This window comes from Flavobacterium fluvii, from assembly GCF_900129545.1.
GTDB classification, from domain to species: Bacteria; Bacteroidota; Bacteroidia; order Flavobacteriales; family Flavobacteriaceae; genus Flavobacterium; species Flavobacterium fluvii.
Window position 1 is genome coordinate 1,101,018 of record NZ_FQWB01000001.1, and the last position, 26,106, is coordinate 1,127,123.

The window sequence follows — 26,106 nt, forward strand, 5'->3', positions numbered from 1 at the left end:
ACATAAAAAGGGCTGTCTAAATTTTTAGACAGCCCTTTCCTTTTTTATTATAATTTATTTCGTTTTACAATTTTCCATCTTTTATCTCTTCCACAATTTCTGGATTCAATAAAGTGGAGGTGTCTCCGAAGTTTGAGAAATCACCTTCGGCTATTTTGCGAAGAATACGACGCATAATTTTGCCGGAACGTGTTTTTGGCAAACCGGAAACGAATTGAATTTTATCCAACTTGGCAATTGGTCCAATATGGTCGGCAACGTGTTGGTTTATCTCTTTCATAAGATTTTCCCTGTCGCGATATTCTCCAGATTCTTTAAGGATTACAAAACCATATAAAGCATTTCCTTTGATGTCGTGCGGGAATCCTACAATGGCACTTTCGGCAACTGCTGGATGTTCGTTTATTGCATCCTCTATAGGGGCAGTTCCAAGATTATGACCTGAAACAATGATGACATCATCTACACGACCCGTGATTCTGTAGTAACCCACTTCATCACGCAAAGCTCCGTCACCCGTAAAATATTTTCCAGGGAAAGCACTGAAATAAGTGTCTTTATAACGTTGATGATCGCCCCAAATGGTTCTTGCAATTCCCGGCCAAGGAAATTTGATGCAAAGACTTCCCGTAACTTGATTGTCTTCTATTTCGTTGCGTTTTTCATCCATCAAAACGGCTTGAATACCAGGTAATGGCAAGGAAGCGTAGGTTGGTTTTGTTGGAGTTATAAAAGCAAGTGCCGAAATCAAGATACCACCGGTTTCTGTTTGCCACCAAGTGTCAACCAAAGGACAACGTTTTCCACCAACGTGGTCATTGTACCAGTGCCATGCTTCCTCATTGATAGGTTCTCCAACGGAGCCAATCACTTTCAAGGATTTTAATGGGTATTTTTGTATGTAGGACAGGTTTTCTTTTGCCAAGGCACGAATGGCTGTCGGCGCAGTATAAAATTGGGTAATTTTGTGTTTTTCGATGATTTCCCAAAAACGACTAAAGTCAGGGTAGGATGGTACGCCTTCATAAATTACGGTTGTGGCACCGTTCAATAATGGGCCGTACAATATATAGGAATGTCCGGTAATCCAACCAATGTCGGCAGTACACCAGAAAATATCATTTTCTTCATAGCTGAACACATTCTTGAAAGAATAAGCCGTGTAAACCATGTATCCAGCAGTTGTATGCACCATTCCTTTTGGTTTTCCGGTCGAACCAGAAGTATAAAGGATGAACAATGGATCTTCTGCGTCCATGATTTCGGCAACGTTATTGTCTGATGCTTCGTCTAAAAGGGGCTGCAACCATTGGTCACGACCTTCTTTCATGGTGATTGAAGCATTGGTTCTTTTAGCAACCAAAACTTTTTCAACACAAGGACAATTGTTTAGGGCATCGTCAATGATTCCTTTTAAATCGATAGTTTTTTCTCCCCTAAATCCACCATCAGACGTGATGACCATTTTGCTTTCGCAGTCGTTAATTCTTGCTGCCACTGCCGAAGCAGAAAATCCTGCAAAAACAACCGAATGGATGGCACCAATTCTGGCACAAGCCAATACAGAAACCGCCAATTCAGGTATCATTGGCAAATAAATACAAACTCTATCCCCTTTCTCTACACCTTGTTCGCGAAGAACATTGGCCATTTTGGAAACTCTCGCATACAAATCGTTATACGTAATATGTTGCGCCGCTTCACCTGGATTGTTTGGTTCGAAAATAATGGCTGTTTTGTCTCCTCTTTTTGAAAGATGTCTGTCAAGACAATTCTTCACGATATTTACCTTGGCATCCACAAACCATTGGATTTTGGCCTCGGCCATGTCAAATTCCATTATTTTTTCGGATTCTTGGTACCAAGTAAAGTTTTCTGAAGCGATTTTGCTCCAAAATTTTCTGGGTTCACGAATGGATTTATTGTAGTGTTTGAAGTATTGTTCTAGATTTTCTATTTTATAGTAACTCATAGTTGTTTTTTTCTAGTTTAAATGTCTTAATGTGTTGAGTCAACAAATTTAAAAACCTATCGCTATCGAATAGCAGATAGGTTGTATGGTAAAAAGAAGAAGTTTGCTTTATGTTTATAGAGGCAATACTTGTCTTCCTAATTTTTCATTGATGATTAAGGCAGCTGCTTCATAAAAAGCAAAAGAGCCACACAAAATACCTTCATATCCGGCAAAGGTATGAATGTTTTCGTTTCCAGTAAAACTAGCTATGGATAATAATGCAAAAAGAATTACCAAAGAGCCAAAAATAAGTTTTCCAATGGTGTTCCCCTTCAATGTTCCAATGAAAAAGGCCAATGTGAACAAGCCCCATAATCCTAAATAGAATCCCATTGAGGCACCGTCAGGTTTTGTCACTCCCGCCAAAGGCAATAGCCACAAGGCAACAAGCGATATCCAGAAGAATCCATAAGAAGTAAACGCAGACATAGCAAAAATATTACCTTTTTTCCATTCCATTATTCCTGCAATAACTTGTTGCAGACCGCCAAAAAATATTCCCATCCCCATAATCATGGCATTGAGTTCGAAGAATCCAGCGTTATGGATGTTCAATAAAATTGTTGTCATTCCGAAGCCAAAAAGGCCTAATGGTGCCGGGTTGGCTGTCGTGTCTTTGATAATTTGTTCCATAAATAGTTAAAAAATTAAAATTGGTTTTTTGGTTATAGTTAATATTTTTTTGGATTTTTTAAGCAAAAAACTACATTCGATTTGCAGTTAGTTCACAAATATATCAAACCTACTCGATTTTTTGAATAATTTTTTTTCTTTTTTGTAACTCTTGGTTCCGATGCTTGTTTTTAATGAATCAATACCTGTTTTTAATTCTTTTAAACTTAAAATTATAGTTAAAATAGCTAATGTTTGGTTGTTGTAGTGGTTAATGATTTTTTTGTCCTGATTTATTAAAATGATAGAAGCCTTGAAATTCATTTTTCAAGGCTTCTATTTTGAGAACAACTTCTGTTTTTATTTATTTAAATGCTGGAAAGTTGCCATCACACCGTCAATTTGTGCCAAAGCAAACATTCGACCGTGAAACGAATAGCCCGGATTGTATCCTTTGTCTTCGTCGCCCAACATCATTCGACCATGATCGACGCGCATCGGTAATTTTGAATTTTCAGTGTCAAATATTTTAACCAATTCTATTAAATGTCCACGTCCTTCAAGATGGGAAGCCTCGATGAAATTGCCTCCTTCCAAGGTTTCGGTGCTTCTTAGATGCACAAAATGGGTGCGGGAAGCAAATTTTCGGGCCAACTCGGGAACATTATTCTGTAAACCAGTACTCAATGAACCAGCGCAAAATGTCAAGCCATTGTGTGGATTGTCAACGGCATCCAAAATCCATCGAATATCTTCTTCGTTGGTTACAATTCTTGGTAAACCCAGCATTTGAAACGGTGGGTCGTCAGGATGAATGCACATGTTGATGCCGTATTTTTCGCAAACCGGCATAATGCGGTTCAAGAAATAACGCAAGTTTTCACGCAATTCATTCTTGTCGATGTTGTCGTAAACGGCAAGCAATCTGTTGAATATGGCCACCGGATTTTGATCTCCCGCTTTTATGTTTCCATTGATGAAGCCTTGCGTTTTTACAATGATGGTGTCTATCAATTGCTCTTTTTCGGCTTCGGTAATGGTTTTGTCCAGTTCGTAAACTTTGGCTAATTCTTCGCTGGTGTATTCCTTGTCGGCATCTTTTCTGTTAAGAATCAAGATGTCAAAATAGGCAAATTTGATTTTGTCGAAAAACAGGGTCGAAGTACCGTCTTCCAATTTGTATTCCAAGTCGGTTCGAATCCAGTCGATAACCGGCATAAAATTATAACAAATTGTTTTTAAACCACATTTTCCCAAATTTTCAAGACTGACAATATAGTTGTCAATCAGTTGGTCCCGATTGGGTGCGTTGTTTTTGATACCTTCGCTTACGGGAAGACTTTCAATAACCGACCAACGCAATCCTGCGGCTTCGATATAATTTTTGAGGTCAAGAATTGCTTCTTCTGTCCATATTTCGCCATTTGGAATATCGTGCAAAGCCGAAACGATGCCTTCCACGCCAATTTCCCTAAGCATGGATAAAGCTATTTTATCCTTTTTGCCAAACCATCTCCATGTTTTTTCCATAACTATACTCCGCTAAATGCACTAAAACCACCATCAACAGGCAATACAACTCCGGTAATAAAACTGGCTGCATCACTGCACAAAAATTGTACGGTTCCGTTCAATTCCGCAATGTCACCGAAACGTCCCATTGGGGTTTTGGCTAACACTTTTATACTTCTTTCAGTAAGAGAACCATCTTCATTAATCAAAACTCTACGGTTTTGGTCACCGATAAAAAATCCCGGTGCCAATGCATTAACGCGAATTCCGTCGCCATATTTCATCGCCATTTCCGTGGCCAACCATTGGGTGAAATTGCTGATTCCCGTTTTGGCAACCGAGTAACCCGGCACGCGAGTTATCGCTGAATAAGCCGCCATGGATGACATGTTGATGATGCTTCCGCTTTTTTGTTTCGACATTACTCTTCCAAAAACCATGCTTGGAAAAACGGTTCCGTTCAAGTTTAGGTTGGTAACTTTGTCCCAATCGCTAATTTTCATGTCGAAAAATTCTTGGTCTGGCATAAGTGTTGCTCCAGGAAGATTTCCTCCTGCGATATTCAACAAGATGTCAATTCGACCCCATTTGGCCAATACTTCCTTGGCCACGTTTTCTAGGCTTTCCATATCAAGCACATTGCCCACAACTCCAATTACGTCACTTCCAAATTCGGAAAGTTCGGCTACTCTTTTATTTAGGTTTTCTTCGTGAATATCAATGGCTACTACTTTTGCTCCTGCTTGCAAAAAACTTTTTGCGATGCTTCCGCCCAAAACTCCACCAGCTCCGGTTATTATGGCTGTTTTTCCTTGAATACTAAATGCTTCATTCATATCTTGTTTATTTTTAGATTGCTACATACAAATTTAAGAACAAACTAAACTAATTTTATTTCCTAAATTTGCACATACTGATTCTATTTTTGCAAATTAAAAAGTGATACAATGAAAAAAATTATGAACGAAAGGCTTCCCATTTCGAAGTCTTCTCCCCTGAAAGCACGTTTTTTTGATTACGAACATTTTACATATCCCTTGCATTTTCATACGGAATATGAGATTATTTATATCAAGGAAGGAACGGGAACCCGGTTTTTGGGCAACAGCATCTCCCAATTCAAGGCAGGTGACATCTTGCTCATTGGGTCTAATTTGCCGCATTTCATGAAGAGTGACGAGGCCTATCATTTGGGCAATGCCGACTTGAGGGTAAAAGGCACCATAATCCAGTTTGAAAAAGAATTCATGTATTATGCCATAAATCATTATCCGCATTTTTTAAAAATAAAGAATTTGTTTCAGGAATCTCAAAGAGGAATTTATTTTGCCGCAGGCAGTTTCCCAAAATTACAGGATTTAATTGAAAAAATACCATTGGAAAACGGTTTGAAACAACTGATGCTTTTTTTGGAAATTCTCAAGGAAATGTCGGAAACCGAGAACAGGCAAATTATTTCCACTACCGACTTTGTCAATGAAACGATTTATGATACGGCGAGGATAGATAAAATAATGTCTTATCTCAACAAGAATTATACACGCAATGTGAGTCTTGATGAAATTGCCTCTTTTGCCGCGATGAACGCTTCCGCTTTTTGCCGTTATTTTAAAAGCAAAACAGGCAAATCCTTTAAAAACTACATCTTGGATATGCGGATTGGTTATGCCTGCAAATTATTGTTGATGGAAGATATCAGTATTTCCCAGTTGAGCGGGCAATGTGGTTTTGAGACCATTTCCCATTTCAATAAAACGTTTAAAAAAAATACGGGTTATGTTCCTTCCCAATATAGAAAGACGATGTTGAGCAAATGATTGTCTTGGATATTTTTTGCTATACGAATTACATCCAGTATTCACTTATTTAACAGAAAACTTGAAAGTTGTTTTCGTTTTATAATTTTCTCCAGGGCTTAACACTGTAGAAGGAAAATCTTTCTGGTTTGGAGAATCTGAATAGTGTTGTGTTTCAAGACACAAACCAGTTCTGAGAATATAAGTACCGATGAAAGAATAACCAAATAAGGAATTTTGCAAACAAATTAAAAGTCTATTTACCATATTGTACTAAAAGTATTACCTATATTTACAAGGTTAAAATAAGTTAAAACAAATAATAAAAAAACATGAACTTCAGATTACTTACTTTATTTGTTTTTTTTAGCCTCGGTTTTAACTCTTATGCCCAAATAAATGCTGTTGAAATTACATATACTCATAATACTGACAACACCTGCGATTTTTATTATAAAAAAAGTACACCTGGAACCTATCACCTTATCATAAAATTTAAATCAATTAGAAACACTGAAGAATATTTCTACGAGGGAAATGTCAAAGAGTATTCAGGGTTCTTATTCCAGCTAAAACCCATAAAACCAGAGAAGAAAATTAAATTTATTTGCGAACCTTATTATGTCAAAGGCAATCCAAAACCGGATATTGACAAAGATTTTAAATACTTATTACCATTTAAAAAAGGTAAAAAAATTGCTGTTTCAACAATTATGACTCTTATGGGTAATTTAACTGAAGGCAATAATAATTTTGGCAGTTACGTCACCTATTCTTCATCTCCACAATCTGAAACCATTCATGCTATGAGAAAAGGTGTTGTGATTGATGTAGTCAATAGCTACGATTTTGACCAAAAAAGTTTTGATGTTTTATACGAAAAAAGAAATTCCATTATCATAGAACACGAAGACGGGACATTAGCCAGCTATGCAGGATTTAAAAAAGATGCTATCTTGGTAAAAATTGGACAAACCGTATTGCCAACAGATTGTTTAGGCAATTTAGAAAAAAGTGTAGATAATTGGTATCATCTTTTTTTTGAAGTTTACTATAATGCTTATATGAAAGATGTTTTTCCAGATAAAAAGGAAGATTTAAACAAACGAATGGCAAAAAAATTAAATCCTTTTTTTTATACTAATAAAGGTTTGGTCGCATTGGATGATAAATTGTACGATTCACAAGATTACACCGTAGAAACACCAGAAACGATTATCTGTCAGGAATTCACTAAAGAAGAATTAAATGAAAAGGGCAAATTATTAAACAATCAAACTTTAAAATCTAAATAAGAAATTTTACAAAATACAAATTCAGTTTAGAATATAAAAAAAGTCCAGAAGCAATACCTCTGGACTTTTTTGAAATTATTTGATTCTCTTATTATTTTACAGAGAATTTGAAAGTTGTTTTTGTCTTGTAATTTTCTCCAGGGCTTAACACTGTAGAAGGAAAATCTTTCTGGTTTGGAGAATCTGGATAATGTTGTGTTTCCAGACACAAACCAGTTCTGTGAGCGTAAGTTCCTCCGTTTCTCATTGGCAAAGTTCCGTCCAAGAAGTTTCCTGTGTAAAGTTGGATTCCCGGTTGGTCAGTGTACACTTCCAATAATCTTCCGCTTGTTGGATCATAAGCCGAAGCTGCAAAACGATCTCCTTTGTCTTGGTTGTTCAAAACCCAGCAGTGGTCATATCCTTTTCCTTTGATTAACTGGTCGTCTTTGGCTTCAATGTCTTTTCCAATCACTCTAGGTTTTCTGAAGTCAAAAGGCGTATTGGTTACATCCGTTAATTTTCCTGTTGGAATTAAATCGGCATCCACTGGAACCAATTTGTCGGCATCAATTACCACTTCATCATCCAAGATGGTTTTTGTGAAATCTCCTGACAAGTTGAAATAAGAATGTTGGGTCAAGTTGACAATCGTTTTCTTGTCGGTTGTGGCTTCGTAAAGCACGTCCAATGAATTGTCGTTGTTCAAGGTGTAAGTCACAAAAACGGTCAAGTTACCAGGATAACCTTCTTCCAAGTCTTTGCTCACGTATTTTAGTTTTAAAGTTGCATTGGCGCCGCTTTTTGCTTCTTCAACAGTCCAAACTTTTCTGTGGAAACCTTCCGGTCCACCGTGTAAAGCATTTTTGCCATTGTTGGCAGCCAAGGTGTATTCTTTTCCGTCAAGGGTAAATTTACCTTTTGCAATTCGGTTTCCGTATCTTCCGATAAGGGCACCAAAATAAGGATTGTCTTTGGTATATTGTTCCAAATTACTGAAACCGATTACCACTTCTTCCGAAACACCTGCTTTGTTGGGTACTTTCAAAGAGGTAATGATTCCACCATAAGTCATGATGTTTACTTCCATTCCTTTTTGGTTTTTCAGGGTATAAAGATCTACTTGTTCCCCTTTGGCTGTTTTGCCAAACTCTGATTTTGCTATCGATACAGAATCTGTAGCCGTAGCTTCTAATTTAGTTTCTTCCACTTTTTTATCACCTTTACATTGAATATTCATACTGGCCAAACTTACTATGGAAATTCCATAAATGCAACGTTTTAATACATTCATAATTATTTTTGGTTTTTTGGGTTACTTATTAATAGAGAAAAAGTTTGAAAGTTTCCAAACATGTTGTTTTTAGACTTTCAAACTTTTGATTTTTCAATTATTTACAAACCGTGTTGAAATAAATGGTAGTAAGCTTCATTCGCGTTCAAAGTATCTTTGAAAGCACGGATTTTGGTATCGTTGTCAATTACAACCAATTCGATTCCTGCAATATCGGCAAAATCTTCCATAAACTCGGTAGTTACCGCTTGGCTATACACCGTGTGGTGTGCTCCACCGGCAAGAATCCAGGCTGTTGCTGCGATGTCAAGGTTTGGTTTACAATCCCACAATACACGAGCTACTGGTAATTTTGGCAAATCAGCCATTGGTTTAACCGCTGTAACTTCGTTTACAATTAAACGGAAACGAGTTCCCATATCTACCAATGACACATTGATTGCATCACCAGCTGGCGAATTGAATACCAAACGAACCGGGTCTTCTTTTCCTCCAATTCCCAATGGGTGAATTTCGCAAGAAGGTTTTCCGTCCGTGATAGATGGACAAATTTCCAACATGTGTGAACCTAAAACGTATGATTTCTCAGGTGTAAAGTGGTAAGTGTAATCTTCCATGAAAGAAGTTCCTCCTTCAAGACCGATGTTCATTACTTTCAAGACACGAACCATGGCAGCTGTTTTCCAGTCACCTTCTCCACCAAAACCGTAACCATCCGCCATCAAACGTTGGGTTGCAATTCCCGGTAATTGTTTTAATTCTCCCAAGTTTTCGAAAGTATCTGTAAATGCACCAAAACCACCTTCTTCCAAGAATGCTCTCAAACCTAATTCGATTTTGGCAGCATCCAATAATGATTGTCTTTGCTCTCCACCTTTTTGCAATTTAGGAGCCAAATTGTATGATTCTTCATAAACTGCTACCAAAGCATCCACTTGGGCGTCAGTAACCAGTTTCATTTTATTGACGATATCAGAAGAGTCGTATCCGTTTACGGCCATTCCAAAACGAATTTGGGCTTCCACTTTATCTCCACAAGTAACGGCAACTTCACGCATGTTGTCTCCAAAACGCGCCACTTTCAGGTTTTGCATTTCGTCCCAACCCAAAGCTACTCTAGACCAGTTTCCTAATTTAGTTTGTACTCTTTTGTCTTCCCAGTGTCCAACAACAACTTTGCGTTTTTTGCGCATTCTAGACATGATGTAACCAAACTCCCTGTCTCCGTGAGCCGATTGGTTCAAGTTCATGAAATCCATATCGATGGTTGCCCAAGGAATTTCAGCATTGTATTGGGTGTGTAAATGGCACAATGGTTTTTTAAGAATGCTTAAACCGTTAATCCACATTTTGGCTGGAGAAAAAGTGTGCATCCAAGCGATGATACCAATACAGTTTTTGTTGGTATTGGCTTCCAAGCAAATATCGGTAATTTCACTAGGTGATTTTGCTACCGATTTGTAAATCACTTTTACGGGAACAGAAGAAGAAGCATCGATTCCTTTTGCAATTTCTTGGGAATGTACGGCAACTTGTTTTAAAGTTTCTTCACCGTATAAGTTTTGGCTTCCTACTACAAACCAAATTTCTTTTTTAGAAATATCTATCATTTTATTATACTATTTATTCGTTTAACTGTTTATTTATGTAATCTGCAATCTGAAATTTACTGTCCGTAATAGGAATTTTTTCCGTGTTTGCGTTCGTAATGTTTTTTAATCAAGGAATCTTTCAATCTTGGCGCATTTGGGTTTATCAATTCGGTTAGGTGCGCCATTTCGGCAACAACTTCCAAAACCTTGCTGTTGTAAACGGCTTTTGCGGCATTTTTTCCCCAAGCAAATGGTCCGTGGTTTCCAATAAGAATCATTTCCACTTCTTCATAAGAAAGGTTTTTTTCCTTGAAACAATCCAAAATCTGGATTCCGGTATTGTGTTCGTAATTCCCTTCGATAAGTGCGTCAGCCATTGGCGGAGCACAAGGAATATCGGCGGTTAAATGGTCGGCGTGAGTGGTTCCAAAAATTGGAATGTCTCTTTGTGCTTGTGCCCAAGCCACGGAATAAGTGGCGTGCGTATGGGCAACTCCACCAATATTTGGCCAGTTTTTGTATAAATAAGCGTGCGTTTTCGTGTCAGATGACGGACGCATGGAACCTTCGATAATGTTGTTGTCGAAATCAACAATCACAATATCTTCCGGTTTCAATTCTTCGTAGGCAACACCGCTAGGTTTGATGGCAAAAACACCATTTTCCCTGTCCACGGCACTTACGTTTCCAAAAGTATAGACTACTAATTTTAAGGCGTTCAATTGCATATTGGCCTCGTAGCATTCTTGTTTTAAAGCTGCGTATTTTGACATTCTAACTATTTTATTTTGTTATACTTTCGATAAACTGGGCTAAATCAGAATAAGAATCCATCAATTCTTGATAAGCTTCTATTTTGTCTGATTCCGGGAAATATTCGCTTTCGAAATCGCTTCCCATTTTTTTGCTGGCTTCAATCACGTTTGGATAAATTCCGGCGGCAACTGCTGCGTAAATCGCTGCTCCCAATGCTGGTGCTTGATCCGAAGCGGCAACTTTGATGGGTTTGTTCAAAACATTCGCCAAAGTTTGCATAATAAATGGCGATTTTCTGGCCACGCCTCCAATTCCGATTACGCTGTCGATGCGAACACCTTCTTCTTCAAAACGGTCCACGATTTTTTTGGAGCCAAAACAAATTGAATTGATTAAAGCCTTGAAAAGATGAGGTGCTTTTGTTCCCAATGAAATGTTGGAAATGGCACTTTTCAATTCTTGGTTGGCATCTGGAGTTCGTCGCCCGTTTACCCAATCCAAGGCAGTAGGAATACTTTCCGACAACGGAATAGCTTCTGCTTGTTGAGTTAAAGTCTTGATGAAATTAGATTCCACTTCCGCTTTTAATTGTGTTTTTTGTTCATCAGATAATAGGGTGGAAGTGTAAACCAAATTGTCCAATGGCCAAGATAGCGTGTCCTTGAACCAAGCCAAAACATCGCCAAAAGCGGATTGTCCTGCTTCCAAACCAATGTAACCTGGAATAACCGAACCATCTACTTGTCCACAAATTCCTTTCACGGTTTTGCTTCCCACAATATCTTTGTCAGAAACCAAAATATCGCAAGTTGAAGTTCCCATAACGCGAACCAAAGTGTTTTCGTCAATTTTGGCTCCAACTGCTCCAGAGTGAGCGTCGAATGTTCCAACGGCAATGATGGTATCTGTTGTAAGTCCTAATTTGGTTGCCCATTCTTGGTTTAATGTTCCTGCAACAAGATCTGAAGTATAAGTTTCATCGTATAATTTTCCGCGAAGTGTCGCCAAATACGGGTCTAATTTTTCCAAGAATTCCACTGGTGGTAAACCGTTCCAGTCTTCGTGCCACATTGCTTTGTGTCCTGCTGCGCAACGGCTTCTTTTGAATGATTTCAAATCTTTGTCGTCAATCAACAAATAAGTCATTAAATCACAGTGTTCCATCCAAGTGTGGGTGGCATTTTTAACGGCTTCGTCTTCACGAGCCACGTGCAAAATTTTTGCCCAAAACCATTCCGATGAATAAATTCCACCTTCGTATTTAGTGAAATCTTCTCCACCCCAAGTAACTGCCAATTCATTGATTTCGTTGGCTTCGTTTATGGCGGTATGGTCTTTCCACAATACCATCATCGCATTTGGATTGTGTTCAAAACCTTTTGTCAAAGCCAAAGGGGTACCGTCTTCGGTAACTGGAATTGGCGATGAACCTGTTGTATCGATACAGATACTTTTTATTTGGGAAGGAGCTACATTTCCGGCTGCAACCACTGCTTTTATGGTAGATTCCAAGCCTTCGATATGATCCAAAGGATGTTGACGAAATTGATTTATGGAGGCGTTGCAATATTCTTTGTTTGCCCATCTTTTGTAATGGCAAACATCCGAGGCCAACTCTTGACCATTCTCGGTGTCTATCAAAACGGCACGAACGGAGTCTGATCCGTAGTCTAATCCTATAACGTAATTTTTCATTCTAAAATCTTTAAATTGGAAGAACAAAGATACTATAAATAGTTTATAAGTGTGTAAAAAACACTTAATTTAATTTAGCCTTTAAATTTTTGCAAATTCGTTAATAAAACATCCATTTTCAGCAATAACAGAATATAAAATTTTGTCTTATGAGTGTTTTGTTACGATTATAGTATCTTTATTTTCAAAACTATAACGGAATAGGCTGGTGAACTAGTTAACCTTTTTTCATTTTTTAGGTTAAAAATTTGGTTTATTTCATCGGTTCAACTACAGGCCAAAGTGTGTCGTCCCATTTCAGTTGTTTTATTTGTAATACGGGTCTTCCTTTTTGCTTCGCATCATAAGCGTGAAAAATGATGTAGTCTTTCCCGTCAAAAGTATAAGTGCTGTTGTGTCCTGCCCCAAACCAATTTTGGTCACCTTGAATCAATAAAGTTCCGCCGCCTTCGGTCAATGGTTTTCCGTCTTTGTCAAGATAAGGGCCAGTGATGGTTTTTGATCTTCCCATAACCACTTTATAGGTGCTTTTTTCGCCTCGGCAACACAAATCCCAAGAAAGGAATTGGTAATAATAGCCGTTCTTTTTGAAAATAAAAGGAGCTTCGAGTGCGCCATCTCCGGGATTGGAATCTGCTAATTCGAAAGTTCTTTTGCGTTTGGCAATCGTGTACCATTCTTGGGGTTGTGCAATCGATTTTAAATCGGAATTCAATTTGACCATTTTCAATCCTTCCCAAAAAGAGCCGAAAGCCAGCCAAGGCGTGTTGTTTTCGTCGAATGTCAAATTGGGATCAATGGCGTTCCAAAGGTCGCGGTTGGGTATGGATTGAATGACAATTCCTTGATCGACCCATTTGTAAGCGGGGTCTTTTGGGTCTAAAGTCGTATTGGTTGTCACTCCAATCGCCGAAGTATTTTTGGCGAAAGCCGAAACGGAATAATACAAATAATACCTATTGTTGTGAAACGAAATATCCGGTGCCCAAATATGATTGTCGAAATTAGGAACTACTTTGTCTACCCAAACTGGTTTTTCCTGAAATATGGCAGGTTCTTTAGTCCAGGTTTTCAAGTCTTTAGAACTGAAAACGCTGATGCCTCTTCCGGTGCAATACAAATAATAGGTATCTTTTTGCTTGATCATGACGGGATCGTGAACGGTAATGTCCTGAGCCGAAGAAAAACACGTCATCAATAGTGCCAGAAAAAAGAATGGGTTAGAAAACTTCATGTCTATCTTTTTATTTTTGGATGCCTTCCGAAGTCATCACGACTCTTTTCATGGTGCCATCAGGATTGTAATATAGTTTATCAACACAAACCGATCTTCTGAAACTGCCTCCATGTGTTGGAATGCTGCCATTGTGGTAAATAAAATAAGGAACTCCCTTGAATTCTATTATGGATTGGTGATTTGTGTTTGAATTTCCTGCCACTTCATTCAAAATGCCTTTGTATTCCCATGGACCGTTGATGGATTTGCTCATGGCGTAGGCAATTTTTTCTGGAAATTGATACGCATACGATAAATAATACCAATCCTTGCGTTTGTGAATCCAAGGAGCTTCAGTGAAATTAGGCAAGTCAATGGTTTGAATTGGACCATCAAATTCAATCATGTTTTCTTTTAGTTTCACGTAATTACAAACCGTGTTTCCCCAAAATAAATAGGCTTGACCATCATCGTCAATCATGACGGTTGGATCGATATCGTCCCAACTGATTTTGGTTTTCGTGGTCATGTCGTTGGTGATAAGTGCTTTTCCCAGAGCATCTTTAAAAGGTCCTGTTGGACTGTCGGAAACAGCAATTCCTATTGATTTTCCGTGGATGGTTCCGTGTGAAACCGTAACATACCAATAGAATTTTCCGTTGCGTTCTATCACTTGAGAGGCCCAAGCATCTCCTTTTGCCCAAGTAAAATCAGCTGGTTTCAAGGGAGCTGGGTGTTCTTTCCAATGCACCATATCCGAAGTGGAGTAGAGCAACCATTCATTCATTCTATAGGAATTGACATCGTCTGGAGCTTGATCGTGGCCCACATAGAGATAGACTTTGTCTTTGTAAACCAGGGCCGCCGGATCTGCAGTGTATTTGTCTTTGATGATCGGATTGTTGAATACGAGTGGCGTGTTTTTTTTGCCTTCGGCAACAGTTGACGCATTATTTGGTTGGGCTGTTTTACAAGCCGATAAAACCGTCAAAACTGTTAGCGTTAGAATTATTTTTTTTACCATAATTTTTTATTTGCCTTCTAATGTTATTACCGAAAAAGGAGGAATATTGACCGTTAATTTTCCTTTTTTAACTTCGAATCCTTTAAAAGCAATTGGTTGAATTTTTGTTGGATTGTCAAATGTATTGTGATCTTGCAATTTGGATGAGCTTAGGATACTTCCTGAAACTGTTTTGATTCCAAGTGCATTGAGGTCTATTTCTATTTTGTTTTCTTTTTTGGAGTCAATATTTACCAATGAAATATGAGTCAATCCTTTAGCGTCTTTTGAAGCCGAAACATTTATGGCCGGTAAATTTTTGTCATTGAGTGTGTACAATGGCGACTCGAATGTTAGAGGAATTAATGTTGCGTCTTGGTGCACGTTATACATTTTCATTACGTGATAAGTTGGTGTCAACAACATTTTTGTTTTGTCGGTAAGAATTACGGCTTGTAGCACATTGACGCATTGAGCCAAATTGGCCATGCGAACCCTATCGGCATGATTATTGAAAATATTAAGGGTAGTTCCTGCTAAAACGGCATCTCTCATCGTGTTTTGTTGGAATAAAAAGCCAGGATTGCTGCCTTTTTCAACTTCATACCAACCACCCCATTCGTCTACAACCAAGGCTATTTTTTTCTTTGGATCATATTTGTCCATAATGGCGGAATGCTTGGTAACGAGTTCCTCCATTTTTAATGCTTCGGTCATGGTTCTGAAATAAATGTCTTCTGCAAAATCGACCGCATCTCCTTTTTTCTTCCAATCAATTACGGAATAATGATGTAAAGCCACTCCACCTAGCATATTGCTCGGGATGTTTTTCATCAAGGTTTCCGTCCAGTTGTAATCGCCACTGTTCGCTCCAGACGCTACGCGCATCAAGCCGCCTGTATTGGTCCAGTCCGACATAAAGGTGGCGTATTTGCGGTATTCACCAGCATAATAATCGGCTGTCATATTGCCGCCACATCCCCAAGCCTCGTTGCCAACTCCCCATATTTTTACTTTCCAAGGTTCTTTCCTGCCATTTTTAACACGCAAATCGCTCATTGGGCTTTTGCCTGCAAAATTAACGTATTGTACCCAATCGGCTAATTCTTGGACTGTGCCACTGCCCACGTTTCCAGCTAAATAAGGTTCGGTTCCGAGTAATTCACACATGTTTAAAAAATCGTGTGTTCCAAAACTGTTGTCTTCGGTCACTCCGCCCCACCATTGATTTACAATCGTTGGTCGTTGTTCTTTTGGTCCAATTCCATCTTTCCAGTGGTAGGTGTCTGCAAAACAACCGCCAGGCCAACGCAAGTTTGGTATTTTCAAGTCTTTTAAAGCGGTCACGACGTCATTTCTAACTCCGGCTGTATTGGGTATTTTTGAGGTATCGCCCACAAAAAATCCGCCATATACGCACCTGCCTAGATGTTCGGCAAAATGTCCGTAGATGTTTTTGTTGATTGTGGTGGCGTTTTCAGTATTTTTTAGGGTAATTACTGTGGTTTCTTTTTGCGCAACCATAAATTGGCTGCAAAAAGTTAGAAGGAGCAATAAGAAAGTGGTTTTTTTCATTTGGAATAAGTTATAAGTGTGTAATATACATTTGTAAATGTAACAAAAAAATGCACATAAAGAAATTAATGTTTCAAAAAACAAGAGGCAAAATAAATAAAGTGTATTTTTTAAGGTTTTAAGTGTCGAATTTTTTTTTGGAGCAACTTTATAAATATATGAAAACCTGTTTTTAAGGCGAATATAATTGCAGCTTTAAAAGTATGAAATTCCCTTTTTGAGCAATCAATTTTCGAAAAGTGTAAAATCTACATTAATAAATTATGAAACCTATGTGGAAGTTGTTATATTTACCCTGAAAAAATAAATTTAAAATGTTAAATAGTTATAGTACAGCGGACAAAGTGTTGTTGGCTGTGGATTGTATTATTTTCGGTTTTGATCACGAAGGATTAAAAATACTTTTAATCAAGAGGGATTTTGAACCTGAAAAAGGAAAGTGGTCCTTGATAGGTGGTTTCCTTAAAAAGGAAGAAGTTTTGGATAGCGCAGCACTCAGGATTCTGGAAAGTTATACCGGTCTTCAGGATATTTACATGGAACAATTGCACGCTTATAGCGACATAGACCGTGATCCCGTTGAAAGAACCATATCGGTAGCTTATTATGCCCTGATTAATATTGAAAATCATAATGCCGAAATGATACAAAATTATGATCCACAATGGTTTAAAGTTGCCGATGCACCAAAATTAATTTTTGACCACGACAGTATGTTGAGGCACGCCATTAGACGATTGCGTTATAGAACTTCGATAAAACCCGTTGGTTTTGAACTCTTGCCGGAGAAATTCACGATGCGTCAATTATTGGAATTGTATGAGTCTATTTTAGATAAAGAATTGGACAAGAGAAATTTTATCAGCAAAATAAATTCGCTAGACATTCTCGTAAAATTGGACGAAAAAGACATGCAGTCCTCCAGAAAAGGCTCTTATCTTTACACGTTCGACAAAGAGAAATATGATGCCAAGTTGTTGAATGACTTTGTTTTGAATTTGTAAATGATTGGTGGTTTGTAGCTTTACAAGCTAAAATATTTAATCAAAAACATAAAAAAAGCCGCAGTAAATATTTACTGCGGCTTTTTCGTTTTCTATTTTCAGGAAGTAATCTTATTTGCTTTCTTCGATATATTTCAGGATTTCTTTTGAAACGCTTTCAGGGTTGAATCCAAATTTTTGATCCAATACACTTGCTGGTGCCGAATATCCAAAATGATCCAATCCAATCACTTTTCCACTGTCACCAATCAATCCTTCCAAGTTCACGGGAAGTCCTGCAGTTAGACCGAAAACTAATTTTCCTTTTGGAATGATGCTTACCTGGTATTCTTTGGATTGTTGTTTGAACAATCCTTCAGAGATGATGGAAGCCACGTTTACTTTTAGATTGTTTTCTTTTTCCAAAATTTCGGCAGCACCGATAAGGGTTGAAACTTCTGAACCGTTTGCGAATAAAGTAATGTCGGCGTTTGGAGTCGATTTTACTAAATAACCACCTTTTTTGGCTTCAGTTGCTTCTTGGTATCTTGAAGATGCAGCAGGAATATCTTTGATGTTTTGTCTGGAAAGAATCAACGCAGTTGGAGTAGTGGTGTTTTTCAACGCCATATCCCAAGCCACTGAAGTTTCGATGGCATCAGCAGGACGAAGCGCCAACAAACTTTGGTGTCCAGAGTGATTTTTTACTTTTTCCATCAAACGCATTTGGGCTTCTTGCTCAATTGGTTGGTGGGTTGGTCCGTCTTCACCAACTCTAAATGAATCGTGCGTCAAGACATATTTCACGGGTAATTCTTGAATGGCTGCCAATCTAATTGCTGGTTTCATGTAATCTGAGAATACAAAGAAAGTTGCAACTACAGGAACAACACCTCCGTGAAGAGCGATTCCGTTTGCAATGGCTGTCATTGTCAACTCGGCAACTCCAGCTTGCAAGAATGCACCACTGAAATCATTTTTTTGTAGAATAGAAGATTTTTTCAAGAAACCGTCTGTTTTATCACTGTTGGATAAATCGGCAGAAGAAACGATTACGTTTTCCAAGTTTTCAGCCAAATACCCCAATACTGCAGAAGAAGCTTCTCTTGTTGCAACATTAGCTTTTTGAACAACTTGACTCAAATCCAAGTCAGGAAGTACTCCAGACAAGAAGGAATCCATTTTTTGTGCCAACGCTGGGTTTGCAGTTTTCCAAGCGGCAACTTTCGCTTTTTGTTTAGCGGCAGCTTCTGTTTTTTGAGCCAATACAGTTGCATAATGCGCTTGAACTTCTTCGAAAATGTCAAAAGAACTTTCTGGATTTGCGCCCAAATTGATCAAGGTTTTCGTGAAATCCGCTTTGGTGTCACCAATTGGTTTTCCGTGCAATTCACATTCTCCTTCATACATGTCGCCATTGGCCAAAACGCAACCTTTACCCATAATGGTTTTACCAATAATCAAGGTTGGTTTTTCTGTTTCAGCATTCGCGTCATTCAAAGCTTTTCTGATTTGGTCGTGGTCGTGTCCATCAATAGTGATTACTTTCCATCCCCAAGCTTCATATTTCATGGCAGTGTCTTCAGATGTAACTTCATCCGTCATCGAAGAAAGTTGCACATCATTCGAATCATAAAACATGATAAAATTGTTCAACCCTAAATGTCCTGCAATACGACCAACTCCTTGTGAAATTTCTTCTTGAACTCCACCGTCAGTTATGAAACCGTATATTTTGTGTTCGAAAAGACCAGTGAATCTTGCGTCCAAGAATTTGGCGGCAATTGCAGCTCCAACTCCCATCGCGTGTCCTTGTCCCAATGGTCCAGAAGTGTTTTCGATACCTCTTAGAACATCCACTTCAGGGTGTCCTGGAGTGATAGAACCCCATTGTCTGAAATTTTGCAAGTCTTCTTTTTTGTAATTTCCCAACAAATTGTATTGTGCATACATTAATGCGGACAAGTGTCCGGCATCCATGAAGAAACGATCCCTGAAAGACCAGTCCATTTCAGTTGGATCAAAATTTAAATATTCTGTATATAGAATGTGTAAAAAATCAGCACCTCCCATGGCGCCTCCAGGGTGTCCTGAATTTGCTTTTTCCACCATCGAAATGGCTAACGCTCTTATATTGTCTGCGGCTAAATTGTCAATTTTTTTATTCATGTTTAAAGTGTAAAAATTAAGTATGCTTGTAAGTTGTGTATATATTCTTATTGTTTTATTAACTGGCAATAGTTTACGGAAATTCCATGTATTTTTATGTTTACCCAATTGGTACATAAAAATTTAGCTTGACTAATCACCGTCATTAATTGGTTGGATTAAAAGGTGTTCTTACGTTTGAATTGGTATTTGTTTTTCTAATTGATTGTTGTTTGTGGTTACGAGTGTTACAACAATAATTAGTTTTTAAAAAACAGTGCCAAAATTAAACATTTTTTTCAAAACAAATGATTTAGTTTCTTAGTTTATTGTTATAAAATTGCACAGTGTATGATTTCATAAAGAATTGCGAATAATCAAGTTGCTTTTGTTTTCTATTTGTTCTTTTTTTCCTTTGAGTATCATTTGGGCCAGAATTTTTCCCATATCCTCAAAATTCGTCGAAATGGTGGTTATGCCATTTTCCACAATTTTTTTCAATGGCGTTTCATTATAGGAGATAATGCCAAAATCAGTGCCCAGTTTTAAGTCTTGAAGTTTGGCTTTTTCGATTACTTGAACCAAGTCTCGGTCGGTTGGAATAATATAGACTTCGCCTTTTTTGATTTCCCTGTTTTTAAATTCGGTAATGATTTCGTGGTCGAATGCAAAGTCTGTGCAGAATTTTTCGAAACCCATTTTCATTCCCAAGGGTTCCCGGAAACCCGGAAAAATCATGATTAATTTTTGGTATTTGTTTAATCTGGATTTTCCTTTTATTAAACCATTGTAAATGTCGGTAAGGTGATTTTGATAAACTGCAGGAAAAGACTTTAGTTCTGGGTTAGTTTGGTCCAAGATGTAAACTTCGTTTACTGGTAGGGTTTTTATAATGGCCGCCGCTCCAACCAAATTGGTGGGCATTATGACATATTTGGTGTAATTTCCGTTGCTGTCATTAATCAGTTTTTGAAAAACTTGGAGATTGAAATGATGAAAGAATATGTCGATCTCAACACCTTTTCCAATGTTTTCCATAAAGGAATTGTAGAGGTCTTCCTTGAAAATATTGAGTTCTTCGAAAAGCAAAAATATCCGTTGTTTAATGTAGACTTCAGTGCTTTTTATGTAGTATCCTTTGCCTAGAATGGCATAAATTATCCCTCTTTTTTTTAATTCTTCGTAAGCTTGTAAAACGGTATCACGGGACAATGAAAATTCCAGACAGACTTTATTTATGGAGGGCAGTTTTTCATCCTTTTTTAAGAGACCATCTTCTATGGTTTTTTCAATCGAGGAAATAATTTGCTTGTATTTGGGTACGCCTTGATTATTTTGAATGCTTATAATTTTCATAAAAAAATGAATTTTATGCAAGTTAACAAAAAACTGGTAGGTACTGGTGTGTTTTTAATGATAATTGCCATAATTTTGGATTCCTATTTCAAAAAATATAAAAAGCCACTTTAAAACAGTAACAATGAACGATATTTTAATAAATAAAACGATTTCTTTCTTTGAAAAAAGTTTTGGGTCAACTCCCCAAAAAACAGTTCTTTCTCCAGGAAGAATCAACATTATCGGGGAGCATATTGACTACAACGACGGTTATGTTTTACCGGCCGCGATTGACAAAATTATTTGTTTTGCATTTGAAAAGAACAATACCAATACTTCAAAAATTATCGCCATCGATCTTGATGATGAATTCGAAATCGATTTAGATGATGAAATTCAACTTACGGACAAAGTTTGGACGAATTATCTTCGTGGCGTTATCAACCAATTGAAAATAAAAGGGTTTAAATTTGAAGGATTCAATTGTGTTTTTAGCAGCAATATTCCCGTAGGTTCCGGTTTGTCTTCTTCGGCAGCCTTGGAATGCGGATTTTTGTTTGGAATCAGGGAACTTTTCGACTTGAACATAAAACCGGTTGATGTTGCATTGATGGGGCAAAGCGCCGAACATTGGGTAGGTATCAATTGCGGTATCATGGACCAGTTTTCGAGTGTGATGGGAAAAGAAAATAAAGTGATTAAAATTGATTGCAGGACTTTGGAATACGAATATCACGATGCCAATTTTATTGATTATTCCTTGATTTTATTCGATTCAAACGTGAAGCATTCCTTGATGACATCGGCTTATAATGAAAGAAGGCAGCAATGTGACGAAGGAATCGCCACGATTAAAAAGAATTATCCAAAAATAACTAGTTTCAGGGATTGCACCGAAAATCAAGTGATTAGTTTGAAAGACAAGATGAGTAAGGAAGTGTTCAAGCGAAGCCTTTTTGCGGTAAAAGAAATTAAGCGCGTGATATTGGCCTGCGAAGCTTTGGACAAAGGAGATATTCCAGCGTTGGGTAAACTAATGTTCGAAACGCACAAAGGTTTGTCGGAAGATTACGAAGTGAGTTGCGACGAATTGGACATGATTGTAGACACACTTAAACAAGAAGAAGCTGTAATAGGTTCTCGAATGATGGGTGGCGGTTTTGGTGGCTGTACCATCAACCTGATCAAAAAAGGGCAAGAAGAGCGAATCAAAAAGCAGCTTTCGGCACTTTACATGGAAACTTTTGGAATAGAATTAAAAATATATGATGTTAAAATCTCTAACGGAACATCACTTTATACCGCTTAATAAATGAAAAATTTTGACATCAACGAAGATCCTCACAGACGTTTCAATCCGTTAATCAACGAATGGGTGTTGGTTTCACCACACCGTTCCAAACGTCCTTGGCAAGGACAAAATGAGGCCGAGACTTCGGATTCATTGCCGGAATATGACCCAACCTGTTATTTGTGTGCGGGAAATGTTCGAATCAATGGCGAGGTAAATCCAGCTTATGAAAATGCTTTTGTTTTCGAAAATGACTTTGCCGCTTTGAAACAGGAAGAAATAGCTTATGAAGATGATATAAAAGACACTTTTTTCAAGGCAAAACCGGAAAGAGGAATTTCTAGGGTAGTTTGCTTTTCGCCAAGACACGATTTGACTTTGCCGCAAATGGAAGTTCCAGGAATTGAAAATATTGTCCATACTTGGCAAAAAGAATATATCGATTTGGGTGCCGTGGATTATATCAACCACGTACAGATTTTTGAAAATAAAGGAAGTGTCATGGGGTGCAGCAATCCGCATCCACATGGGCAAATCTGGGCGCAATCGTCTTTGCCAACCCAAGTGGAAAAAACACAAACCAACTTGAAAGCCTATTTCAACAAGCACAATAGAACGCTTTTGGAAGATTATGTGAAGGAAGAATTAAAACTTGGAGTGCGTGTCGTTGTCGAGAACGAACATTTTGTGGCATTGGTTCCTTTTTGGGCTATTTGGCCGTTTGAAACGATGATTGTCAGCAAAAGGAACGTGAATAAAATAACCGATTTCACGGAAGACGAGGTAAGTGATTTTGCCTTGACCTTAAAACAATTGACTACCAAATACGACAACGTTTTTGAAACCTCGTTTCCTTATTCTTCTGGAATCCATCAATCGCCAACAGACGGGGAATCGCATCCAGAATGGCATTTCCACATGCATTTTTATCCGCCATTGTTGCGTTCGGCTACCGTGAAAAAATTTATGGTGGGTTACGAAATGATGGGAGAATCCCAAAGAGACATCACGCCCGAGAAAAGTGCCGAAGTTTTGAGAGCGCAATCAGACATTCATTATAAAAACAAGTAGTAAAATAGTGGGTTTTGGTTCTTTTTTTACTTTTTGACAGTTAATGTCAATTATAAATGTAAAAAACACATTTGTGAGTGATGTTAATAAATATTTTTATTTTACATTTGGCTTTCAAAAATTCATAAAAAAAGAATTAAAATAAAACACATATCATATTTTAAGATAGGTTCTTCGAAGAAATTACTTAGTTTTACGCCAATGATTTCTTTAATAATCGAAAAACAACACAATAACAAATACCTTATTCATTTATATTAATTTCTAAAAAACCAAATTACTTATGAACCAACACCTTGCTTTTGCAGATTATGCAGTATTCATAATCTATTTTATAGTGGTATCCGTTTATGGATATACTATTTATAGAAAACGTGAAAAAAATGAACACGACGCCAAAGCGTATTTTTTGGCAGAAGGAACCCTGACTTGGTGGGCTATTGGAGCCTCTTTGATTGCTTCTAATATTTCGGCAGAGCAATTTATCGGAATGAGTGGTGAGGGATTCTTTTTAGGAATTGCAGTTGCCGCTTACGAGTGGATTGCAGCCATTGCCTTGATTATTATCGCCATTTGGTTTATTCCTGTTTACTTGAAAAACAAGATTTACACAATGCCCCAGTTTTTGAAAACAAGGTATAATGAATCTACGGCTTTGATTATGGCTGTTTTTTGGTTGTTTTTGTATGTTTTTGTAAACCTGACTTCTATTTTATATTTGGGAGCTGTAGCCATTAACGGTTTGGCCGGTGGTGAATATCTTCACGTTATCATGGTTGGATTGGCTGTTTTTGCCTTGCTTATCTCTTTGGGAGGTATGAAAGTGGTGGCTTACACCGACGTAATTCAGGTAGCGGTTTTAATTATTGGTGGTTTGGTTACCACTTATATCGCTTTGACAACTGTTGGACAATATTTTGGCGTAGGCCAGGATGCCATTGCTGGTTTCAAAGTATTGATGGAAAAAGCACCTGAGCATTTCAAAATGATTATTCCAAGACCAACAGAGACTTCTACTCAATTGGAGATTAACAAATACCTTACTTTTCCAGGGATGTTGTCTTATTTGGCAGGTATTTGGATTATCAATTTGAACTATTGGGGTTGTAACCAATATATCACTCAAAGAGCTTTGGGTGCTGATTTACAAACTGCCAGAACAGGTATTTTGTTTGCAGGATTCTTGAAATTATTAATGCCGGTTATTGTAATGTTGCCTGGTATTGCTGCTTTTGTTTTGTATGAAAACGGCCATTTGCCTCAATTGGTTGGTGGAAAAGACGGAGCTTATTCAGCGGTATTGACTTTCTTGCCAACAGGTTTAAAAGGACTATCTGTTGCGGCTTTGACTGCAGCCATTGTAGCTTCATTGGCAGGTAAAGTAAACAGTATCTCCACGATCTATACATTGGACGTACACAAAAAATACATTCAAAAAGAGGCTACGGATAGAGCTCAGGTAAATATTGGAAGATATGCTGTTTTTGCAGCGATGCTTCTTGCAGTTTTATTTACTTGGAATGATGTTCTTGGAATTGGTGGTGTAGGTGGATTTACATACATTCAAAAATATACCGGATTTATTAGTCCAGGGGTATTTGCCATGTTTATTTTGGGTATGTTCTGGAAAAGAACTACCGGAACTGCTGCCATAGTTGGGGTAATTGCCGGTTTTGTATTATCGGTTTTATTCAATGAATTTGCACCGGCTTTATTCGGTAACGAAACCTTGTTGTATACAGCTTGGCCTAATGGAAATGGCGGTTACGAAATACCATTCCATATTTGTATGGGATTGTCATTTTTCTTCACCATGTTGTTGATGATTGCAGTGAGTTTTGCAGGACCAAAAGTAAATCCAAAAGCATTCGAATTGGATACAGAAATGTTCAAGGTTAAACCTCAAACTACTGTATTGATTGTAATCACGTTGTTGATCATTTTTGCTTTGTACGCCAAGTTCTGGTAAAAACAAGTATTTAACAATCGTTCCATGTTAAAAAAGGGTGAAACTAAAATTTTAGTTTCACCCTTTTTTAATGTTTATTTCGAAGAAAAAGAAAAGGAATTAATGGGATTGTTTGGTTTGAATGTATTTGCCCAAGTTCACCATGGTGGTAACCCAAATGTCCTTTTCCCTGTTTTTCAAGTAAAGCAATAGTTTTTGGTGTTCTTCAAAGTCCACGTTTAACGGATGTTCCCCACCAACACCATGAAAGAGGAAAACGATAAACGATCCTGCCTTTTCGGCTGCTTCAATTTGGGCAATCATTTGTTTTGCCGTCGATCCATTTTCAACAAATGAATTCACATTTGACAAATCCACCGATTTTGCCGGAAGCAATCCTTCATTCACGCCTCTTGCGGCCACAAAATCATTTTTCAAATAATCATGGAAAAGCGTATCCTTAATTTTTAAGTCACCGCAAGGATAGGCAAATGTTCTTTCCGATTTGCCGTCGATGTTTTTTAAAACCTGGTTGGCTTCCCTTATTTCTTTTATTGCCCTGGCAATCGTATAGTTGGAAAGATTATTTTGTTCGGTTACAAATTCACGTCCCGGCAAGCTGCCGTCACAGGGATGGTATAAGGTGTGATTTCCCAATTCATGTCCTTTTTGGGAAGCCGTGCGCCATTCTTCCGTTCTGCCTGTAACCACGGGTGATGAGGCAATAAGATAAAAAGTTCCGCTGAACTGAAATGAATTGAGGGCCGGAATTACTTTGTCGAGATGAATGTTTAGGGCGTCGTCATAGGTAAGCACCACGGCACATTTTTTTCCATTCCAGTTTTTGGAATCTTTTTGTGCATAAAATAAATTGCTGGCCAACAAAAATGAGGAAAGAACAAGGAGTGTTTTTTTCATATAGATAAATCGTTGATAATGGTTCAAGTTGCTTTTGCACTGTTTCGAAGCAGGCTTTGCTTTGTAAACG

General features: G+C 37.8%; 20 protein-coding genes and 1 pseudogene. 6 read left to right on the plus strand and 15 right to left on the minus strand.

Annotation, left to right across the window (positions count from 1 at the left end; all coding sequences use genetic code 11):
* Positions 1-64: 64 nt before the first annotated feature.
* The 4 genes from acs to BUC16_RS04510 all read right to left on the minus strand — a co-directional run bounded on the left by acs (position 65) and on the right by BUC16_RS04510 (position 4,974).
* Positions 65-1,972: an acetate--CoA ligase gene (acs, locus tag BUC16_RS04490; protein WP_073368245.1), complete on the minus strand. Its 1,908-nt coding sequence runs from the start codon at positions 1,970-1,972 to the stop codon at positions 65-67.
* A gap of 114 nt (positions 1,973-2,086) precedes the next feature.
* A complete protein-coding gene (locus tag BUC16_RS04495) occupies positions 2,087-2,647 on the minus strand; it encodes an acetate uptake transporter (protein WP_073368247.1) in 561 nt (186 codons plus the stop codon).
* Between the two features lie 339 nt (positions 2,648-2,986).
* Entirely contained in the window at positions 2,987-4,156 is a 1,170-nt protein-coding gene (gene uxuA / locus BUC16_RS04505) for a mannonate dehydratase (RefSeq protein ID WP_073368249.1), read from the minus strand.
* 2 nt (positions 4,157-4,158) lie between these two features.
* Positions 4,159-4,974: an SDR family oxidoreductase gene (locus BUC16_RS04510; protein ID WP_073368250.1), complete on the minus strand. Its 816-nt coding sequence runs from the start codon at positions 4,972-4,974 to the stop codon at positions 4,159-4,161.
* 111 nt (positions 4,975-5,085) lie between these two features.
* On the opposite strand from BUC16_RS04510, the gene BUC16_RS04515 reads away from it, so the two are divergent.
* The gene (locus BUC16_RS04515) at positions 5,086-5,955 is read left to right on the plus strand and encodes an AraC family transcriptional regulator (protein ID WP_073368251.1); all 870 of its coding nucleotides are present in this window, start codon (positions 5,086-5,088) and stop codon (positions 5,953-5,955) included.
* Positions 5,956-6,000: 45 nt separating this feature from the next.
* Here the strand turns inward: BUC16_RS04515 and BUC16_RS17455 are convergent.
* Positions 6,001-6,144: pseudogene (locus tag BUC16_RS17455) on the minus strand (aldose epimerase family protein); the annotation flags it as partial.
* A 122-nt stretch (positions 6,145-6,266) separates the two neighbouring features.
* Between BUC16_RS17455 and BUC16_RS04525 the strand changes: the two are divergent.
* Complete coding sequence (locus BUC16_RS04525) at positions 6,267-7,229, plus strand: M23 family metallopeptidase (protein ID WP_073368253.1); 963 nt, start codon at positions 6,267-6,269, stop codon at positions 7,227-7,229.
* Between the two features lie 91 nt (positions 7,230-7,320).
* Here BUC16_RS04525 and BUC16_RS04530 read toward each other — a convergent pair whose 3' ends face one another.
* From BUC16_RS04530 to BUC16_RS04560, 7 genes are all read right to left on the minus strand, one after another.
* Complete coding sequence (locus BUC16_RS04530) at positions 7,321-8,502, minus strand: aldose epimerase family protein (protein WP_073368254.1); 1,182 nt, start codon at positions 8,500-8,502, stop codon at positions 7,321-7,323.
* Between the two features lie 101 nt (positions 8,503-8,603).
* Positions 8,604-10,112, minus strand: a complete 1,509-nt coding sequence (araA, locus tag BUC16_RS04535) for an L-arabinose isomerase (protein ID WP_073368256.1) — start codon at positions 10,110-10,112, stop codon at positions 8,604-8,606.
* Positions 10,113-10,168: 56 nt separating this feature from the next.
* On the minus strand, positions 10,169-10,867 hold the full coding sequence (locus BUC16_RS04540; protein ID WP_073368257.1) for an L-ribulose-5-phosphate 4-epimerase: 699 nt from the start codon (positions 10,865-10,867) through the stop codon (positions 10,169-10,171).
* 10 nt (positions 10,868-10,877) lie between these two features.
* A complete protein-coding gene (locus tag BUC16_RS04545; protein ID WP_073368259.1) occupies positions 10,878-12,545 on the minus strand; it encodes a ribulokinase in 1,668 nt (555 codons plus the stop codon).
* Positions 12,546-12,798: 253 nt separating this feature from the next.
* Positions 12,799-13,779: an arabinan endo-1,5-alpha-L-arabinosidase gene (locus BUC16_RS04550; protein ID WP_073368260.1), complete on the minus strand. Its 981-nt coding sequence runs from the start codon at positions 13,777-13,779 to the stop codon at positions 12,799-12,801.
* Positions 13,780-13,789: 10 nt separating this feature from the next.
* Positions 13,790-14,785 (minus strand): glycoside hydrolase family 43 protein, encoded by a 996-nt coding sequence (locus tag BUC16_RS04555; RefSeq protein ID WP_084546091.1) that lies wholly within the window; start codon positions 14,783-14,785, stop codon positions 13,790-13,792.
* A gap of 6 nt (positions 14,786-14,791) precedes the next feature.
* Positions 14,792-16,339 carry an alpha-N-arabinofuranosidase gene (locus BUC16_RS04560; protein WP_073368262.1) on the minus strand — a complete coding sequence of 516 codons (1,548 nt, stop codon included), beginning with the start codon at positions 16,337-16,339 and terminating at the stop codon, positions 14,792-14,794.
* A gap of 314 nt (positions 16,340-16,653) precedes the next feature.
* Here BUC16_RS04560 and BUC16_RS04565 point away from each other — a divergent pair, with 314 nt between their 5' ends.
* Positions 16,654-17,343, plus strand: a complete 690-nt coding sequence (locus tag BUC16_RS04565; protein WP_073368263.1) for an NUDIX hydrolase — start codon at positions 16,654-16,656, stop codon at positions 17,341-17,343.
* A 111-nt stretch (positions 17,344-17,454) separates the two neighbouring features.
* Here the strand turns inward: BUC16_RS04565 and BUC16_RS04570 are convergent, their stop codons facing one another.
* Positions 17,455-19,491, minus strand: coding sequence for a transketolase family protein (locus BUC16_RS04570; RefSeq protein WP_073368265.1), 2,037 nt, complete (start codon positions 19,489-19,491; stop codon positions 17,455-17,457).
* A gap of 336 nt (positions 19,492-19,827) precedes the next feature.
* Positions 19,828-20,826 (minus strand): GntR family transcriptional regulator, encoded by a 999-nt coding sequence (locus BUC16_RS04575; RefSeq protein WP_073368266.1) that lies wholly within the window; start codon positions 20,824-20,826, stop codon positions 19,828-19,830.
* A gap of 124 nt (positions 20,827-20,950) precedes the next feature.
* Between BUC16_RS04575 and galK the strand changes: the two genes are divergently transcribed.
* From galK to BUC16_RS04590, 3 genes are all read left to right on the plus strand, one after another.
* Positions 20,951-22,117: a galactokinase gene (gene galK / locus BUC16_RS04580; RefSeq protein ID WP_073368268.1), complete on the plus strand. Its 1,167-nt coding sequence runs from the start codon at positions 20,951-20,953 to the stop codon at positions 22,115-22,117.
* 3 nt (positions 22,118-22,120) lie between these two features.
* Positions 22,121-23,170, plus strand: coding sequence for a UDP-glucose--hexose-1-phosphate uridylyltransferase (locus BUC16_RS04585; RefSeq protein ID WP_073368269.1), 1,050 nt, complete (start codon positions 22,121-22,123; stop codon positions 23,168-23,170).
* A 283-nt stretch (positions 23,171-23,453) separates the two neighbouring features.
* A complete protein-coding gene (locus tag BUC16_RS04590; protein ID WP_073368271.1) occupies positions 23,454-25,139 on the plus strand; it encodes a sodium/sugar symporter in 1,686 nt (561 codons plus the stop codon).
* Positions 25,140-25,238: 99 nt separating this feature from the next.
* Here the strand turns inward: BUC16_RS04590 and BUC16_RS04595 are convergent, their stop codons facing one another.
* Positions 25,239-26,036: a polysaccharide deacetylase family protein gene (locus tag BUC16_RS04595; RefSeq protein ID WP_073368272.1), complete on the minus strand. Its 798-nt coding sequence runs from the start codon at positions 26,034-26,036 to the stop codon at positions 25,239-25,241.
* Positions 26,037-26,106 lie beyond the last annotated feature (70 nt).

Excerpts from the sequence above, each read along its gene's own strand:
- BUC16_RS04530 (WP_073368254.1), bottom strand. The coding sequence starts at position 8,502 with ATGAATGTATTAAAACGTTGCATTTATGGAATTTCCATAGTAAGTTTG.
- BUC16_RS04540 (WP_073368257.1), bottom strand. The coding sequence starts at position 10,867 with ATGTCAAAATACGCAGCTTTAAAACAAGAATGCTACGAGGCCAATATG.
- BUC16_RS04555 (WP_084546091.1), bottom strand. The coding sequence starts at position 14,785 with ATGGTAAAAAAAATAATTCTAACGCTAACAGTTTTGACGGTTTTATCG.
- BUC16_RS04590 (WP_073368271.1), top strand. The coding sequence starts at position 23,454 with ATGAACCAACACCTTGCTTTTGCAGATTATGCAGTATTCATAATCTAT.
- araA (WP_073368256.1), bottom strand. The coding sequence starts at position 10,112 with ATGATAGATATTTCTAAAAAAGAAATTTGGTTTGTAGTAGGAAGCCAA.
- BUC16_RS04525 (WP_073368253.1), top strand. The coding sequence starts at position 6,267 with ATGAACTTCAGATTACTTACTTTATTTGTTTTTTTTAGCCTCGGTTTT.
- acs (WP_073368245.1), bottom strand. The coding sequence starts at position 1,972 with ATGAGTTACTATAAAATAGAAAATCTAGAACAATACTTCAAACACTAC.
- BUC16_RS04570 (WP_073368265.1), bottom strand. The coding sequence starts at position 19,491 with ATGAATAAAAAAATTGACAATTTAGCCGCAGACAATATAAGAGCGTTA.
- galK (WP_073368268.1), top strand. The coding sequence starts at position 20,951 with ATGAACGATATTTTAATAAATAAAACGATTTCTTTCTTTGAAAAAAGT.
- BUC16_RS04595 (WP_073368272.1), bottom strand. The coding sequence starts at position 26,036 with ATGAAAAAAACACTCCTTGTTCTTTCCTCATTTTTGTTGGCCAGCAAT.
- uxuA (WP_073368249.1), bottom strand. The coding sequence starts at position 4,156 with ATGGAAAAAACATGGAGATGGTTTGGCAAAAAGGATAAAATAGCTTTA.
- BUC16_RS04560 (WP_073368262.1), bottom strand. The coding sequence starts at position 16,339 with ATGAAAAAAACCACTTTCTTATTGCTCCTTCTAACTTTTTGCAGCCAA.
- BUC16_RS04515 (WP_073368251.1), top strand. The coding sequence starts at position 5,086 with ATGAAAAAAATTATGAACGAAAGGCTTCCCATTTCGAAGTCTTCTCCC.
- BUC16_RS04575 (WP_073368266.1), bottom strand. The coding sequence starts at position 20,826 with ATGAAAATTATAAGCATTCAAAATAATCAAGGCGTACCCAAATACAAG.
- BUC16_RS04585 (WP_073368269.1), top strand. The coding sequence starts at position 22,121 with ATGAAAAATTTTGACATCAACGAAGATCCTCACAGACGTTTCAATCCG.
- BUC16_RS04550 (WP_073368260.1), bottom strand. The coding sequence starts at position 13,779 with ATGAAGTTTTCTAACCCATTCTTTTTTCTGGCACTATTGATGACGTGT.
- BUC16_RS04510 (WP_073368250.1), bottom strand. The coding sequence starts at position 4,974 with ATGAATGAAGCATTTAGTATTCAAGGAAAAACAGCCATAATAACCGGA.
- BUC16_RS04495 (WP_073368247.1), bottom strand. The coding sequence starts at position 2,647 with ATGGAACAAATTATCAAAGACACGACAGCCAACCCGGCACCATTAGGC.
- BUC16_RS04545 (WP_073368259.1), bottom strand. The coding sequence starts at position 12,545 with ATGAAAAATTACGTTATAGGATTAGACTACGGATCAGACTCCGTTCGT.
- BUC16_RS04565 (WP_073368263.1), top strand. The coding sequence starts at position 16,654 with ATGTTAAATAGTTATAGTACAGCGGACAAAGTGTTGTTGGCTGTGGAT.